The organism is Paenibacillus sp. FSL K6-4396 (genome assembly GCF_038002525.1).
Classification (GTDB): Bacteria; Bacillota; Bacilli; order Paenibacillales; family Paenibacillaceae; genus Paenibacillus; species Paenibacillus amylolyticus_B.
Map to the genome: position 1 here is coordinate 6306849 of NZ_JBBOCR010000001.1, position 15986 is coordinate 6322834.

Here is a 15986-nt window from a genome sequence, read left to right on the forward strand (position 1 = left end):
TCCTGCACCTCCATGGTTTTGGATAAAACGAGGTCATGTAATGAAATAACCGTCGTATTCTTCATATCATTTTTGTTTGCAGCCGTGCTGCGAATAAAGTCATTTGGCATTTGTACATGCCTTATTATATAAAAGCCGCAATGCGGCATGAAACCATATTTCAATACAAAATCAGGCTAAACTAGGACTGCTTCGCTGCATTGATCGTATCACGAATCAACTGAGCTCGGTAGATATCTCGCTCATCTGTGCGCATATCTTCCCCGAATGTTTTCTGCAAAAATCCCGGCTGTGTCATCACATTCAACTCATTCATTACCGTGATGGACAGTCCATCCAACAAGCCGAGATCCACGCCAAGGCGTACATCCGATAAGCGCTGTGCAGCTTCCTTGGAATCAACAATAGCTGCATGAGACAATATGCCGTAAGAACGCATGACCCGATCCGTAATCCGAAGTCTGGAGTCGGTCATTAACCGTTCTCTGGCTGTACGCTCATGACCTATCATCTGTAACACAACACCATGCAGGTTCTCGATGACTTCCTGTTCGGTCTGTCCCAATGTAATCTGGTTCGAGATCTGGAACAGGTTACCCATCGCCTCGCTACCTTCACCGTATATCCCCCTTACAGTTAATCCTACTTGGGAAACTGCGGTTAAAATGCGGCCAATCTGCTGTGTCATCACCAGGGCAGGCAAGTGCATCATAACCGATGCTCTTACACCTGTACCTACATTAGTAGGACAGCTGGTTAAGTATCCTCTGCGGTCATCAAAAGCATAATCCACGTGCGCTTCAAAAGCATCATCTATTGCGGAAGCTTTCTCCCAGGCTTCCTTCACCTGGAACCCCGGATAGAGGCACTGGATACGAAGATGATCCTCTTCGTTAATCATAATACTGACAGACTCATCCTCACTGAGAATAACCGCACCATTCCTGGATTCATTCGCAAGACTTGGACTGATGAGGTGTTTCTCCACCAGCACCCGTTTGTCGAGTTCGTCAATATCGATCAGATCCAACGTATGAAAATCCCCAAAGGCATGAACGTCATCGTATTGAAGTACTTCGCTCAGCTTATTCAGCACCTCTTCCGATTGCTCATTGGAAGCCAGCATCGGAAACGGAACATGCTGAAGGTTGCGTGCAATCCGGACACGGCTGCTAATGACGATTTCGGAATCAGCCGCATCACTGCGCATCCAGTCGCTGAGCGCCTTCTCTGTAAAGCGCAGATTAGGCATTACGCATCCCTCCTACTCATGACAAACTTTACTCCTGAGCTATTCCTTTTTCAAGTCCTCTGATCTGGTCACGGATCTGGGCCGCCTCTTCAAATTCCTCTTGCGCGATACTCTCCTGGAGCTCCCGCTTCAGATCAGCGATTTGCCGTTTCACCTTGATGCGACCACCAGCTCGTGCAGGCACTTTGCCTACATGGGACGTATTACCGTGAACCCGCTTGAACAAAGGATCCAGACGGCTGTCAAAATATTTATAACATGAACTGCAGCCGAACCGGCCTATCTTGCTAAATTGTGCGTACGTCATACCACACTCTTCACATTGAAGTGCTTTTGCAGGTGGTGTTCCTGCCGATCCACTTTTGCTGGCTGGATCAAAATCAAGCAATCCGGACAACAAGTTGTGAATGGAAAACCCACCTGCTGTTCCAGGGATCATTTCCCCTTTTTCACGGGCACATGACTCACAAATATGGAATTCCGTCTTCTCCCCATTTACGATTTTCGTGAAATGAAGTGTCGCCGGACGTTTATTGCATTCTTGGCACAGCATATTGATGTACCTCCTTTGACCCCGATAGTTTTCATTTACCGAGCAAAGATATTAACATCGCCTTCAACATTCTGGCACGAATTTGATCCCGGTAAGGAAGTTTGACTAATATAACCTCTCTAGATACAGCAGCTCGCATCAACCCGGCTTCCCGCTTGCTCAAGAAGCGCGCTTCTTCCAATTGATAGATCAGACCTTCGGCAGCTGTCTGCCCGATCTCTTCACCAATACTATGGTGCAAATGATTATGCAGAGCTGATTGGGCCGGTAATTCAATACGCTGTATGCGAACATAACCACCACCGCCGCGTTTACTCTCTACCAGGTATCCCTTCTCGAGTGTAAAACGTGTGCTGATGACATAATTGATCTGGGAAGGTACACATGAGAATTGATCTGCCAGATCATTACGCTGAATTTCAACCATTCCTTCGGGACTTTCATGCAAAATACTCTTCAGATATCGTTCGATAATATCAGAGATATTACGCATCCAATCATCCTCCACTGTCTGAAACGTTAAGTCAATAAGGACCCACACGCCCCCACAGAGTACACCTTCTCTACCCATTTAACCAATCAGGGAAACAGCGAATCTTGCTTCCACAGGTGTCAATAGGAGAGCGAAGGAAGCACGAAGGTCCTTTAATATTCCCTTGATCCTCCGATGAGATGAATCCCGTATATTGGCGATCATGCATCAGATTGTAGAAAGAAAGCTACTTAAGTATTAAACCTTTAGTTGACTTTGACTTTCTTTGACTTTATAACCATTATAGCATATTTTGTGGTTTTGCCAAGTGGGGTCACTATTCATTTTTTACGATTTTACACGAAATATTCCCCAGACACAAAAAAACCTCCCCAAAATTGCTGGAGAAGTCCATTTGTCTTTCAATCACGCCGTATTTCTATATAAGCTAATCAAGTTAAATGGAGCAGTGGGAATAGTCATCAGAAGAAATCGAGCAAATAGGTTTCCCGTTCAGGAATCACTTGTTCCAAAGCCTTGATTGCTGCTTCTGGTCCGTGAATTCTTCCGATCCGTGCCATTTCCGTTGGTCTGCGATACCCCATCAGCACTGCGGTAAGGGATTGAATATCCACCTTAATGGTCTGATCATCAGTAATTGGTTCCGAAGTTTTCCATATGGACGCTGTTCCGTTCATTGCCACGTTTAATTGCCATACCCCTTCATTCCATGGAGCGTGTGCATCTTCTACCTGAAGAACAATCTGCAACGGTGAGTCCTGATTTGCAAAGGGATACTGGGATATAAACTGCTCCACACTAACGATACGCGCCATAAAATAAGGTACAATCTCCTGCTGAATCCTCGGGTTATCCAATTGGAAGGCAAGTGTATCACTGGCAGGTGCCTGCAACGTAACTTCCTCGATCATGGAATCATGGTTAGCAATGAAGGTCCACAGTCCTTGCCTAGCCTCTTCGTTCAGATAGATGATCTCTTTAATAGTAAACTTATTTTCCTTAACCTCATATAAAAGATAACCTTGTGCTGCATCAGCTTCATCGTAATATACAGCCTTCTGGCTGCTTCCATTAACCAGAACTGAATTCTCCCACCTTGCATCATCCCGAACCAGAGTTCCGTTATAACGCTCAGCATAAGCACTGTATACTTCCTTTAATATGCTGAGGCCCGGATCCCCACGCCGAATTGTTCCAGGTGTCGCTTTTTTCATAGGCAAATGAGCTGTAGGTACTTTATAACGTTTAAATTCAACATACGTCTCCCATCCATACTTCCGATAGAAACCAAAAGAGAATGGATGCAAGAATGATATGCTCTGTTTGTTGCGATTCATTTCTTCCAACGCATGCTTCAGTAGACCCGCTACCCAGCCTTTGCGTCTATACTCTGGCCAGGTGGCTACACCCGCAATACCGCCCATCTCGAACGCTCTGCCATGAATATAGGTGTGAAAAGGAATGATGTGAAGTTTGGCTCCTAGCTGCCCGTCCTCATATACACCCCATATATCTTGTGACGAAAACTGACTCCGCCGCTTTTCTTTTTGTTCATCATTCATTACCACCTGAAAAGCATATTCGGAGAGTGCCATCGCTGGTTCAAAATCATCTACCGTCAATTTCTGAATTTCCATGTTGTCCTACACCCCATTCGCTAGAGTTATTATCAATCCAAATCATAGCCTGATATGTGATATATGTACCCCTTAGAGTGTGTCAGAGGATTCTTACAAAGTCAAATAAGAGATGCTTTCGCATCCCCTTAAATAAACAAATAAAAACCACCACCGAATAACATCGGCAGTGGTTCTTCGCTTGGCGGCGTCCTACTCTCCCAGGACCCTGCGGTCCAAGTACCATCGGCGCTAGAGGGCTTAACGGTCGTGTTCGGGATGGGTACGTGTGGAACCCCTCCGCCATCGCCACCAAACGCGATTTGTCGAAGCATAGCTTCTTGAAATCAGATATGGAACTGAAAATCATACACACGTTCTGTGATGTACCCATTTTCATTTCAGAGATCATTCTCTGAAAACTAGATTCGAAACGAAACACGCGAATTATCACTTGCTATTGGATAAGCCCTCGACCGATTAGTACTGGTCAGCTCCATGCATTGCTGCACTTCCACCCCCAGCCTATCTACCTCGTCGTCTTCAAGGGGTCTTACATACTGGGAAATCTCATCTTGAGGGGGGCTTCACGCTTAGATGCTTTCAGCGTTTATCCCGTCCGTACATAGCTACCCAGCGGTGCTCCTGGCGGAACAACTGGTACACCAGCGGTACGTCCATCCCGGTCCTCTCGTACTAAGGACAGCTCCTCTCAAATTTCCTACGCCCACGACAGATAGGGACCGAACTGTCTCACGACGTTCTGAACCCAGCTCGCGTACCGCTTTAATGGGCGAACAGCCCAACCCTTGGGACCTACTTCAGCCCCAGGATGCGATGAGCCGACATCGAGGTGCCAAACCTCCCCGTCGATGTGGACTCTTGGGGGAGATAAGCCTGTTATCCCCAGGGTAGCTTTTATCCGTTGAGCGATGGCCCTTCCATGCGGTACCACCGGATCACTAAGCCCGACTTTCGTCCCTGCTCGACTTGTAGGTCTCGCAGTCAAGCTCCCTTATGCCTTTGCACTCTTCGAATGATTTCCAACCATTCTGAGGGAACCTTTGGGCGCCTCCGTTACTCTTTAGGAGGCGACCGCCCCAGTCAAACTGCCCACCTGACACTGTCCCCGCACCGGATTACGGTACCAGGTTAGAACCTAGATACGATCAGGGTGGTATCCCAACGTTGCCTCCACAGAAGCTTGCGCTCCTGCTTCAAAGGCTCCCACCTATCCTGTACAGATCGTACCCAAATTCAATATCAAGCTGCAGTAAAGCTCCATGGGGTCTTTCCGTCTTGTCGCGGGTAACCTGCATCTTCACAGGTATTAAAATTTCACCGGATCTCTCGTTGAGACAGCGCCCAAGTCGTTACGCCATTCGTGCGGGTCAGAATTTACCTGACAAGGAATTTCGCTACCTTAGGACCGTTATAGTTACGGCCGCCGTTTACTGGGGCTTCGGTTCACAGCTTCGGGATTACTCCCTAACCACTCCCCTTAACCTTCCAGCACCGGGCAGGCGTCAGCCCGTATACTTCGCCTTACGGCTTCGCACAGACCTGTGTTTTTGCTAAACAGTCGCTTGGGCCTTTTCACTGCGGCCCCCTCGTGCTATTCACACTACCGGGGCACCCCTTCTCCCGAAGTTACGGGGTCATTTTGCCGAGTTCCTTAACGAGAGTTCTTCCGCGCGCCTTAGAATACTCTTCTCGCCTACCTGTGTCGGTTTGCGGTACGGGCACCTTCACCTGGCTAGAGGCTTTTCTTGGCAGTGTGAGATCATGACCTTCGCTACTACAATTTTCGCTCCCCATCACAGCTCAGCCTTACAATGTGCGGATTTGCCTACACATCAGCCTTACTGCTTAGACGGACATCCATCAGTCCGCGTCACTACCCTACTGCGTCCCCCCATTGCTCATAACGGCTTACGGTGGTACAGGAATTTCGACCTGTTGTCCTTCGACTACGCCTTTCGGCCTCGCCTTAGGTCCCGACTTACCCTGAGCGGACGAGCCTTCCTCAGGAACCCTTAGGCTTTCGGCGGATCAGATTCTCACTGATCTTTTCGTTACTCATACCGGCATTCTCACTTGTATAATGTCCAGCGCTCCTTACGGTACACCTTCAACCCTTATACAACGCTCCCCTACCCCTGATGCATTGCATCAAGCCATAGCTTCGGTGGTGTGTTTAGCCCCGTTACATTTTCGGCGCAGAGTCACTCGACCAGTGAGCTATTACGCACTCTTTCAATGGTGGCTGCTTCTAAGCCAACATCCTGGTTGTCTGTGCAACTCCACATCCTTTCCCACTTAACACACACTTGGGGACCTTAGCTGATGGTCTGGGCTGTTTCCCTTTTGACAATGGATCTTAGCACTCACTGTCTGACTCCCGGAAGTAAGTCTATGGCATTCGGAGTTTGACTGAGCTTGGTAACCCTTGCGGGCCCCGCACCCAATCAGTGCTCTACCTCCACGACTCTGTTTTCCGAGGCTAGCCCTAAAGCTATTTCGGGGAGAACCAGCTATCTCCGAGTTCGATTGGAATTTCTCCGCTACCCCCACCTCATCCCCGCATTTTTCAACATGCGTGGGTTCGGGCCTCCAGTGCGTGTTACCGCACCTTCACCCTGGACAGGGGTAGATCACCCGGTTTCGGGTCTACGTCCACGTACTAAGTCGCCCTATTCAGACTCGCTTTCGCTGCGGCTCCGGCTCTTCACCTTAACCTTGCACGGGAACGTAACTCGCCGGTTCATTCTACAAAAGGCACGCCATCACCCCTAAAACGGGCTCTGACTTTTTGTAAGCACACGGTTTCAGGTTCTATTTCACTCCCCTTCCGGGGTGCTTTTCACCTTTCCCTCACGGTACTGCTTCACTATCGGTCGCTAGGAAGTATTTAGCCTTGGCAGATGGTCCTGCCGGATTCATACGGGGTTTCACGTGCCCCGCACTACTCGGGATCCGTCTCGGAGGGAACCAACTTTCAATTACAGGGCTTTTACCTTCTTTGGCGGGCCTTTCCAGACCTCTTCGCTTAACCGGTTCCTTTGTAACTCCATGTGAGACGTCCCACAACCCCAAAGAGCAAGCTCCTTGGTTTGGGCTTCTCCGCGTTCGCTCGCCGCTACTGACGGAATCACTATTGTTTTCTCTTCCTCAGGGTACTTAGATGTTTCAGTTCCCCTGGTATGCCTCTGCACAACCTATGTATTCAGTTGTGAGTAACTGGAAATTACCCCAGCTGGGTTTCCCCATTCGGACACCCCCGGATCAAAGCTTGCTTACAGCTCCCCGAGGCAGTTTCGTTGTTCGCCACGTCCTTCATCGGCTCCTAGCGCCTAGGCATCCTCCGTGTGCTCTTAGTAGCTTAACCAGTTTGCTCCGGTTTTGGCTGCTCGCTTCCCTTGTTTTGGACTACGTCCAAAGCCAAAAGTCACTCCCATCCAATACCATCGCAAAAGCAATTAAGTACCAATTTATTAAACTTGTTTAACACAAGTTCAGCTAAAAAGGAATGTTCTAATTCGCGTTTGTTTCGTTTCGATATCTAGTTTTCAAAGAACAAGCCAAATAGATGAAATTGTTTGGTGGAGCCAAGCGGGATCGAACCGCTGACCTCCTGCTTGCAAGGCAGGCGCTCTCCCAGCTGAGCTATGGCCCCTCAAATTCCATCAAAACTGAACAAATGGATAAGTAACTGTGTTGCTGGTGCAGGTTCTAAGAACCTGCGTATTTGAATGTTTCCGTTGCAGGAAACGATTCTCCATAGAAAGGAGGTGATCCAGCCGCACCTTCCGATACGGCTACCTTGTTACGACTTCACCCCAATCATCTATCCCACCTTCGGCGGCTGGCTCCTTGCGGTTACCCCACCGACTTCGGGTGTTATAAACTCTCGTGGTGTGACGGGCGGTGTGTACAAGACCCGGGAACGTATTCACCGCGGCATGCTGATCCGCGATTACTAGCAATTCCGACTTCATGCAGGCGAGTTGCAGCCTGCAATCCGAACTGAGACCGGCTTTGTTGGGATTGGCTCCATCTCGCGATTTCGCAGCCCGTTGTACCGGCCATTGTAGTACGTGTGTAGCCCAGGTCATAAGGGGCATGATGATTTGACGTCATCCCCACCTTCCTCCGGTTTGTCACCGGCAGTCTATCTAGAGTGCCCACCCGAAGTGCTGGCAACTAAATATAAGGGTTGCGCTCGTTGCGGGACTTAACCCAACATCTCACGACACGAGCTGACGACAACCATGCACCACCTGTCTCCTCTGTCCCGAAGGAAAGATACATCTCTGTATCGGTCAGAGGGATGTCAAGACCTGGTAAGGTTCTTCGCGTTGCTTCGAATTAAACCACATACTCCACTGCTTGTGCGGGTCCCCGTCAATTCCTTTGAGTTTCAGTCTTGCGACCGTACTCCCCAGGCGGAGTGCTTAATGTGTTAACTTCGGCACCAAGGGTATCGAAACCCCTAACACCTAGCACTCATCGTTTACGGCGTGGACTACCAGGGTATCTAATCCTGTTTGCTCCCCACGCTTTCGCGCCTCAGCGTCAGTTACAGCCCAGAGAGTCGCCTTCGCCACTGGTGTTCCTCCACATATCTACGCATTTCACCGCTACACGTGGAATTCCACTCTCCTCTTCTGCACTCAAGTCACCCAGTTTCCAGTGCGATCCGGGGTTGAGCCCCGGGATTAAACACCAGACTTAAATGACCGCCTGCGCGCGCTTTACGCCCAATAATTCCGGACAACGCTTGCCCCCTACGTATTACCGCGGCTGCTGGCACGTAGTTAGCCGGGGCTTTCTTCTCAGGTACCGTCACCTTGAGAGCAGTTACTCTCCCAAGCGTTCTTCCCTGGCAACAGAGCTTTACGATCCGAAAACCTTCATCACTCACGCGGCATTGCTCCGTCAGGCTTTCGCCCATTGCGGAAGATTCCCTACTGCTGCCTCCCGTAGGAGTCTGGGCCGTGTCTCAGTCCCAGTGTGGCCGATCACCCTCTCAGGTCGGCTACGCATCGTCGCCTTGGTGAGCCGTTACCTCACCAACTAGCTAATGCGCCGCAGGCCCATCCCCAAGTGACAGATTGCTCCGTCTTTCCAGTTCCCTTCAGGCGAAGAAAACAATTATTCGGTATTAGCTACCGTTTCCGGTAGTTGTCCCAAACTTGAGGGCAGGTTGCCTACGTGTTACTCACCCGTCCGCCGCTAACTATCAGAGAAGCAAGCTTCTCATCAAGTCCGCTCGACTTGCATGTATTAGGCATGCCGCCAGCGTTCGTCCTGAGCCAGGATCAAACTCTCCAATAAAGTATTGAAAAGAGCGATAAGCTCATTTTGAATCTGACGATTCATTGTGAATCAAAAGTTACTATCCATTTGTTCAGTTTTCAAGGAACTTGTATGTCCGTTTATGTTGATGTTTGTCAACCGGACAGGAATCTTATCATATCATGTTAACTAACTTACTGTCAACACTTTGTTTTCGTCATCTTTCAAATGATTATGACAATCATTCGTTTGAAGCGACAAGAAATAATATATCACGTAGTGATTTATTTAGCAAGCATTTTTAATCAACCTTTTGATATCATGATATCTTCATCTACGGTGTCTTGTCTCCAACCTGAATTCGACAGATTAGCACATTCTCTGAACCCAAGATGGGATAACGATCCCCTCCCTTCTGTTCGTTTGAAGAAAGTGATCCAAAAACTCTATAATAAGGTATATAGATATAGAGATAAGGTTAAGCAGTCACGTGTACTACTTTCATAAGTAGCCCATGAACAATCGTATAACCATCTCGCATTGCACCTTTACACAGATCACGTACTCCATTCACAGCTAGCTATTACATATTAAAGTTCTGAATAAACTCATTACTAACCTATATGGGGTGATCGCACTTGAAGCAATGGTTAAAGAACAGACGCAAAGGTTACGGCAAAAAGTTGGTTTCCATCCATGCTTGGAATGCCTGGATTGTTGTGATCCTTGCTATAACAGGTCTTATGCTGGTAGGCGGCTTTTGGCGCGAGATACTCGGAATTGGACGTGTCTGGTTAAAATGGCTACATATCATCGTTGGGCTAGCTATGCTGGCACCCGTAGTATATTACTTGATTTTGGCCGGAAAGCACTGGAAACAGCTTCGTAACAGACCATGGCAGAGGGTGAACACCATCTTTGTTCTTGCTCTGCTGGTAGGCTGGCTCCTCTCGGGTATTGTATTATGGCAGTTCAAGCTGGCTGGACCTCGATGGTCGAATGCTGCACTTTTGTTCCATGACCTGCTGACTTGGGTGGGCTTACCTTATATTATCTATCACTCCATCACTCGGACCAAATGGTTAAAGGACCCTGCACGTCGTGCGGTTAAAACCACTACAGCTTCAACACGAACTCAAAATACAGCTGATCCATCTGATTCAATATCGGATGAAAAAGAAACTCCAGCTGCTATATCTTCTTCCCAGTTTGATCGCAGTTCCGAGAGAGATCCCCTCAAATCTGTGGAGCGACCTCAACCGTTGTATACACGACGAGCTTTTATCCGCTCTGCTGTGGGGGTTGGTCTCGCCGTGACTCTTGGTCCTACTTTTATATCCTGGGTAGGACGAAATCTCAAGATCGATAATAGTATTGATAGCATGCTGGAGAACGATCCTAACCGTATGGTTCCTCTGCCACAACCGCTGTCCGCCTCTTCACCTCCCCTTGGAGGCGGGGCTGAAGGTCATTTCCGCGTATATACGGTTACGCCCATACCGTCCTTCTCCAATGCTAACTGGTCTTTCCGTATTGATGGATTGGTTGAACGGGCACAGGTCTGGAACTGGGAACAGTTCGTGAAGCTCGCGCGTACCGTACAGGTTAGTGATTTCCACTGTGTAACGGGCTGGTCTGTATATAAAAATACTTGGGAAGGCATTTCTCTTGCACAGCTTTTGAAACAAGCCGGGGTCAAACCGGAAGCTCATAGTGTGAAGTTTTATTCCGGTGATGGTGTATACACAGATGCGATTACGATGGATCAAGCACAAATGGAAGATATTATGGTCGCTGTCATGCATGATGGCAAACCCATCCCGGCTGATCTTGGCGGTCCGGTACGGCTCGTCATTCCTCAGATGTATGCCTATAAATCAGTAAAATGGCTAAATCGCATTGAACTCATCGACAGCGAACATATTGGTTACTGGGAAGAGCGAGGATATGATAAGGATGCATGGCTTACAGGCGCATCTCAGCGCATCCCTAACAATTTAAGTGGATCATGATCAGATAAGATTGATGAGCGTTCATTCGTTGTATCAAATAATTCAATAAACAGCAAAAGCCCCCGATCACATATTCGTGTCTTCGGGGGCCTTTTTCTTTTTCCTCATTATGAACTCTCTGATTACACTTTAACCCTGTGGGTTCAAAAGACGTACAAGTTCGTCCTCATCCTCAATCGTACGAATACCGAGATCATGGGCTTTGGTTAGTTTACTACCTGCCTTCTCTCCGGCAATAACCAAATCTGTCTTTTTCGACACACTGCCAGTCACCTTCGCTCCGAGCGCTTCCAGTCTTTGCGTTGCTTCTTCCCGCGTCAATTGGTGCAGCGTTCCGGTCAAGACGACCGTTTTACCACTGAAGAAGGAATCTTCCACAACAGCAACGGTTGGTGCCTCAGGTGCCTGTGCTTTCACACCCAAGTTAAGCATTTTCTCAATCGCAGCCTGTGTAAACGGATCTGCAAAGAAAGTTACGATGCTCTCTGCCACAATACCACCGACATCGGGTAGTTCAACCAGTTCTTCCACGGTTGCATTCATAATGGCGTGCAGATCTCGATAATGATCAGCGAGCATGCGCGTTGTCGATTTACCTGTGTTCGGAATACCCAGTGAGTATAAGAAGGAAGCCAAGTCTCTATCTTTACTAAGCTCCAGCGCAGCGATAAGGTTGTTCGCTTTCTTTTCCCCAAACCGCTCCAGCTTCACCAGATCATCAAACTGTAACGTATACAGGTCGGCAGGCTCACGTACGTTCAATTCATCATACAACTGAATCGCCGTTTTCTCACTGAACGTCTCGATGTCCATGGCATCACGGGAAGCAAAATGGGAAATACGTGCCACCGTTTGCGGTTTACACGCAAGTCTATTGTTACAGAACAGATGCGCTCCACGTTGCTCCAGTGGGAATCCACATGCAGGACACTGCTCAGGGAAGACGATCTCCTCGCCATCACTCTCCTCTGTCACTTTACCCAGAATTTCTGGAATGACATCATTGGAGCGACGGATAAAGACCCGAGTGCCCAGAGCAAACTTCAGATTTTTGCGCTCAATATCGCCGACATTGTTCAGCGTACAGTTCTGTACCGTTACCCCGGCAAGTTCAACCGGTTCTACGCGTGCCAGCGGAGTGACTTTGCCAGTACGGCCCACATTCCATACCACAGCGTTAAGAACCGTTGTGGTCTCTTCAGCCTCGAATTTATATGCCACCGCCCAGCGAGGGAATTTATCGGTATAACCCAGCACTTCGCGGGTGCGCATGTCCGTAATTTTGATAACAGCTCCATCGATCAGATAGTCCAGCTGACCCCGGTTCTCCTGAATCGCGGCCAGTTGTTCCATCACATCATCAAACTCATGGAAATAAGTAATCGACGGATTAACTTTGAAGCGGTTCTCACGCAGGAAGTCCATCATCTGCTGATGATTGGCAAACTGAATGTCATCCGAGTAACCTACATTATAAAAATAAGCATTCAGCCGACGCTCAGCCGTTGCCTTCGGATTAAGATTGCGCAGTGCTCCTGCTGCTGCATTACGCGCATTCTTGAGTGGTTCTGCCGCTGTCTCGTTGTATCGCTCCAGGACAGACAGGTTCATGATACCTTCACCCTGTACTTCAATCGTGCCGCTTGTGTAAGGAATTTTGAGCGGTACAGATCTGATCGTTCTCACCTGTGCCAAAATACCTTCGCCTACAGTACCGTTCCCTCGTGTGGAGGCTTGCACCAACTCACCGTTGGTGTACGTCAGGTTCAGCGTCAATCCGTCAAATTTCAACTCAATGACGTAACCTGGTTCCGGTAAAGGTGTATCGGGATTTTTGCTGTTATAGTCGTTGATCAGTTTCAGTACACGGGTATTCCAGCTGCGCAACTGCTCAATATTTTGCGCTTTGTCCAGACTCCATAATGAAGATAAATGGCGATGTGGGGTAAACCCTTTGAGCAGTTCGCCGCCCACACGCTGTGTTGGAGAATCAGGCAGAACCATGCCGCTTTCCTGTTCCAGCGTAACCAGTTCGTCGTACAGAAGATCATACTCCTTGTCGCTTATCTGTGGCTGATCCATCGTGTAGTACTGATAATTATGCTGGTTCAGCTCGGTAACGAGTTGCTCCATCCGGTGCATCGGGTCCATACAGGGCCATCCCTCCGTTAATTTGATCTATATATGTAAACGAACATTCCTCTTGCACTTAACCTCCGATAACAGAATAACTTTCCGATCGCTGTTATCCCCAGATTTCTTTTAATTCATTTTAAAAGGTAGACATCCGGGGATAAAGGCGAACGCTTTGCTTCTTCAAGTTATTTCTGTTCTCTCCGTTATCATGCAAAAGGAAGTTTCGTTCTTATTCTACTTTCGTAATTGGGGCAAAGCCGGCAAGCAAACGTTTCACACCCACCGGAGCCGGGAAGGCAATCTGCAGTTCGGTATCATTACCTGTCCCTTTGACCGCAACAATGGTGCCTGTCCCCCATTTGCCATGCTGTACTTTATCTCCTGCCTTGAATCCTGTTTCACCATCAGAAGCTACCGGCTTGGAAGCAGACGATGGCGTAGAGTATGTTGGGCGGTAGGTACTTGTGGTCACACGCGAAGTTGGCGTGGATGAGGTAGCAGATGAACCGCTCTTGCTTTGGTGATCAAAGAGCTTGGTGCCACCACCGAAGTTACTTCCTCCACTGGAACCTAGTCCACGTCCACCATATGAGCCGCCTCCGCTACTTCCGCGACGGTAACGATCACGAGCCATAGAGGTGTCTTCCTTCAGCTCATCAGGAATTTCATCCAGGAAGCGGGAAGGCGGGTTCGCTGTGGTACGTCCAAACAACGTCCGCATCTGTGCACAAGACAGGAAAAGTTGCTCTTCCGCACGGGTGATCCCTACATAAGCAAGTCGGCGTTCTTCCTCCAGCTCTTCATTGTCCATAAAGGCACGGCTATGCGGGAAGACTCCTTCCTCCATACCCACGATAAAGACAACCGGGAACTCCAGACCTTTGGCGCTATGCATGGTCATCAGGGTAACAGCGTCGCTCTGATCCTCCTCATCATCGTTCATGCTGTCGATGTCCGCAATCAATGCCAGATCGGTGAGGAACGAAACGAGAGTTTTGTCTTCATTATTTTTCTCAAATTCCATCGTTACCGACAGGAACTCTTCAATGTTCTCCAGCCGTGCACGAGATTCGAGTGTATTTTCATTTTGCATCTCAAGACGATATTGGCTCATCTCAAGGATCTTCTCGGTCAGTTCAGTTACAGACAGATATTCTACCATCTGATGCAGAGCAGCGATCATGTCATAGAACTCCACCAACGCATTACGCGTACGACCAGCAAAACCAAGATCATCCACGACCTGAAGTACTCGGAAAATGGAAATTCCACGCTCTCCTGCAGCAGCCGCTAGCTTCCCTACTGTTGTATCCCCGATGCTACGTTTCGGTACATTAATGATCCGGGTAAGGCTGATATCATCGTCGGGGTTGGATAACAGGCGCAGATACGCCAGAATGTCCTTGATCTCTTTGCGATCATAGAACTTGATGCCGCCGACAATCTGATACGGAATATCAGACTTGATCAGAATTTCCTCTATAACCCGGGACTGGGCATTGGTACGGTACAAAATGGCATGGTTCTGATAGGATTTGCCGTTCTTCACATTTTTACTAATCTCGGAGGTTACAAAATACCCCTCATCATGTTCGGAATCCGCACGGTACACCTTGATTTTTGAACCACCCTCTTTGTCCGTCCACAGTTTCTTCGGTTTACGCCCTGTATTCAGGCCGATCACTTCGTTCGCTGCATTCAGGATATTGGAAGTAGAACGGTAGTTCTGCTCCAGCAAAATCGTATTTGCTTCAGGGTAATCTTTCTCAAAGTTCAGGATATTACTGATATCCGCCCCACGCCAGCGATAGATCGACTGGTCACTATCCCCTACAACGCAGATGTGGTGGTGACTGTCCGCGAGCATGCGGCACAACATGTACTGTGCACGGTTCGTATCCTGATACTCGTCCACGTGAATGTACTGGAATTTCTTTTGGTAAAAGTCGAGGACTTCCGGCACTTCCTTGAACAGTTGAATGGTCTGCATAATGAGATCGTCGAAATCAAGTGAGTTGTTGGCTCTTAACCGTTTCTGGTACATCTTATATACCTTCGCCACAATACCTTCGAAATAATCTCCCGACTGCTTCTCATATTGCTCCGGACTGATCAGTTCATTCTTGGCCGTGCTCATCATCGATTGAACTGCTTTGGGCTCAAATTTCTTGGTATCAATATTCTGATCTTTCATACAGCTACGAATTACAGATAATTGGTCCGATGAGTCCAAAATACTGAAGTTGGAGGTAAAGCCAATACGTTCAATGTCACGGCGCAAAATACGCACACACATGGAGTGGAATGTGGATACCCAAATGTCGCGGCCCTGAGATCCACCTACGAGTTGGGATACACGATCTTGCATCTCACGCGCGGCTTTGTTCGTAAATGTAATCGCTAAAATGCCCCACGGGGGTGCCTTCCGTGTTGCAATGAGATAGGCAATCCGGTGTGTCAGCACCCGCGTCTTGCCAGAGCCCGCTCCGGCCATAATCAGCAGCGGGCCATCCGTCGCCTCGACGGCTTGCCGTTGAGGGGTGTTAAGCCGTGCAACGGCATCATGTATATTTACAGGTTGCATGCATGCATGCTCCTTTCGTTGGTTGGTCTATAAAGCAAAATT

Annotated in this window: 7 protein-coding genes, 1 tRNA gene and 3 rRNA genes; 1 reads left to right on the plus strand and 10 read right to left on the minus strand. The window is 48.4% G+C overall.

What is annotated here, in order from left to right; genetic code table 11:
- Nucleotides 1-181: 181 nt before the first annotated feature.
- The 8 genes from MHB85_RS27730 to MHB85_RS27765 form a co-directional block, all read right to left on the minus strand.
- Nucleotides 182-1252 (minus strand): protein arginine kinase, encoded by a 1071-nt coding sequence (locus MHB85_RS27730; RefSeq protein ID WP_017692043.1) that lies wholly within the window; start codon nt 1250-1252, stop codon nt 182-184.
- A 28-nt stretch (nt 1253-1280) separates the two neighbouring features.
- Nucleotides 1281-1805 (minus strand): UvrB/UvrC motif-containing protein, encoded by a 525-nt coding sequence (locus MHB85_RS27735; RefSeq protein ID WP_105602475.1) that lies wholly within the window; start codon nt 1803-1805, stop codon nt 1281-1283.
- Between the two features lie 31 nt (nt 1806-1836).
- Nucleotides 1837-2298 carry a CtsR family transcriptional regulator gene (locus tag MHB85_RS27740; RefSeq protein ID WP_036607135.1) on the minus strand — a complete coding sequence of 154 codons (462 nt, stop codon included), beginning with the start codon at nt 2296-2298 and terminating at the stop codon, nt 1837-1839.
- A 461-nt stretch (nt 2299-2759) separates the two neighbouring features.
- A complete protein-coding gene (locus MHB85_RS27745) occupies nt 2760-3935 on the minus strand; it encodes a GNAT family N-acetyltransferase (RefSeq protein ID WP_105602477.1) in 1176 nt (391 codons plus the stop codon).
- A gap of 179 nt (nt 3936-4114) precedes the next feature.
- Nucleotides 4115-4231: ribosomal RNA gene (gene rrf, locus MHB85_RS27750) — 5S ribosomal RNA — on the minus strand.
- A gap of 143 nt (nt 4232-4374) precedes the next feature.
- Nucleotides 4375-7302 (minus strand): 23S ribosomal RNA (locus tag MHB85_RS27755).
- A 212-nt stretch (nt 7303-7514) separates the two neighbouring features.
- Nucleotides 7515-7590 (minus strand) — tRNA-Ala (locus MHB85_RS27760).
- Between the two features lie 108 nt (nt 7591-7698).
- A 16S ribosomal RNA gene (locus MHB85_RS27765) occupies nt 7699-9251 on the minus strand.
- Together the 16S, 23S and 5S rRNA genes with 1 tRNA gene alongside form the textbook arrangement of a ribosomal RNA operon.
- Nucleotides 9252-9850: 599 nt before the next feature.
- On the opposite strand from MHB85_RS27765, the gene MHB85_RS27770 reads away from it, so the two are divergent.
- Entirely contained in the window at nt 9851-11224 is a 1374-nt protein-coding gene (locus MHB85_RS27770; RefSeq protein ID WP_192135120.1) for a molybdopterin-dependent oxidoreductase, read from the plus strand.
- A 129-nt stretch (nt 11225-11353) separates the two neighbouring features.
- On the opposite strand, the gene ligA is transcribed toward MHB85_RS27770, so the two are convergent.
- On the minus strand, nt 11354-13375 hold the full coding sequence (ligA, locus tag MHB85_RS27775) for an NAD-dependent DNA ligase LigA (protein WP_192135118.1): 2022 nt from the start codon (nt 13373-13375) through the stop codon (nt 11354-11356).
- Between the two features lie 214 nt (nt 13376-13589).
- Nucleotides 13590-15944: a DNA helicase PcrA gene (gene pcrA / locus MHB85_RS27780; protein WP_192135115.1), complete on the minus strand. Its 2355-nt coding sequence runs from the start codon at nt 15942-15944 to the stop codon at nt 13590-13592.
- Between the last annotated feature and the right edge of the window lie 42 nt (nt 15945-15986).

What these genes read in the sequence shown, in the direction of transcription:
- MHB85_RS27730 (WP_017692043.1), bottom strand. Translation starts at nt 1,252, where the DNA reads ATGCCTAATCTGCGCTTTACAGAGAAGGCGCTCAGCGACTGGATGCGC.
- MHB85_RS27735 (WP_105602475.1), bottom strand. Translation starts at nt 1,805, where the DNA reads ATGCTGTGCCAAGAATGCAATAAACGTCCGGCGACACTTCATTTCACG.
- MHB85_RS27740 (WP_036607135.1), bottom strand. Translation starts at nt 2,298, where the DNA reads ATGCGTAATATCTCTGATATTATCGAACGATATCTGAAGAGTATTTTG.
- MHB85_RS27745 (WP_105602477.1), bottom strand. Translation starts at nt 3,935, where the DNA reads ATGGAAATTCAGAAATTGACGGTAGATGATTTTGAACCAGCGATGGCA.
- ligA (WP_192135118.1), bottom strand. Translation starts at nt 13,375, where the DNA reads ATGGACCCGATGCACCGGATGGAGCAACTCGTTACCGAGCTGAACCAG.
- pcrA (WP_192135115.1), bottom strand. Translation starts at nt 15,944, where the DNA reads ATGCAACCTGTAAATATACATGATGCCGTTGCACGGCTTAACACCCCT.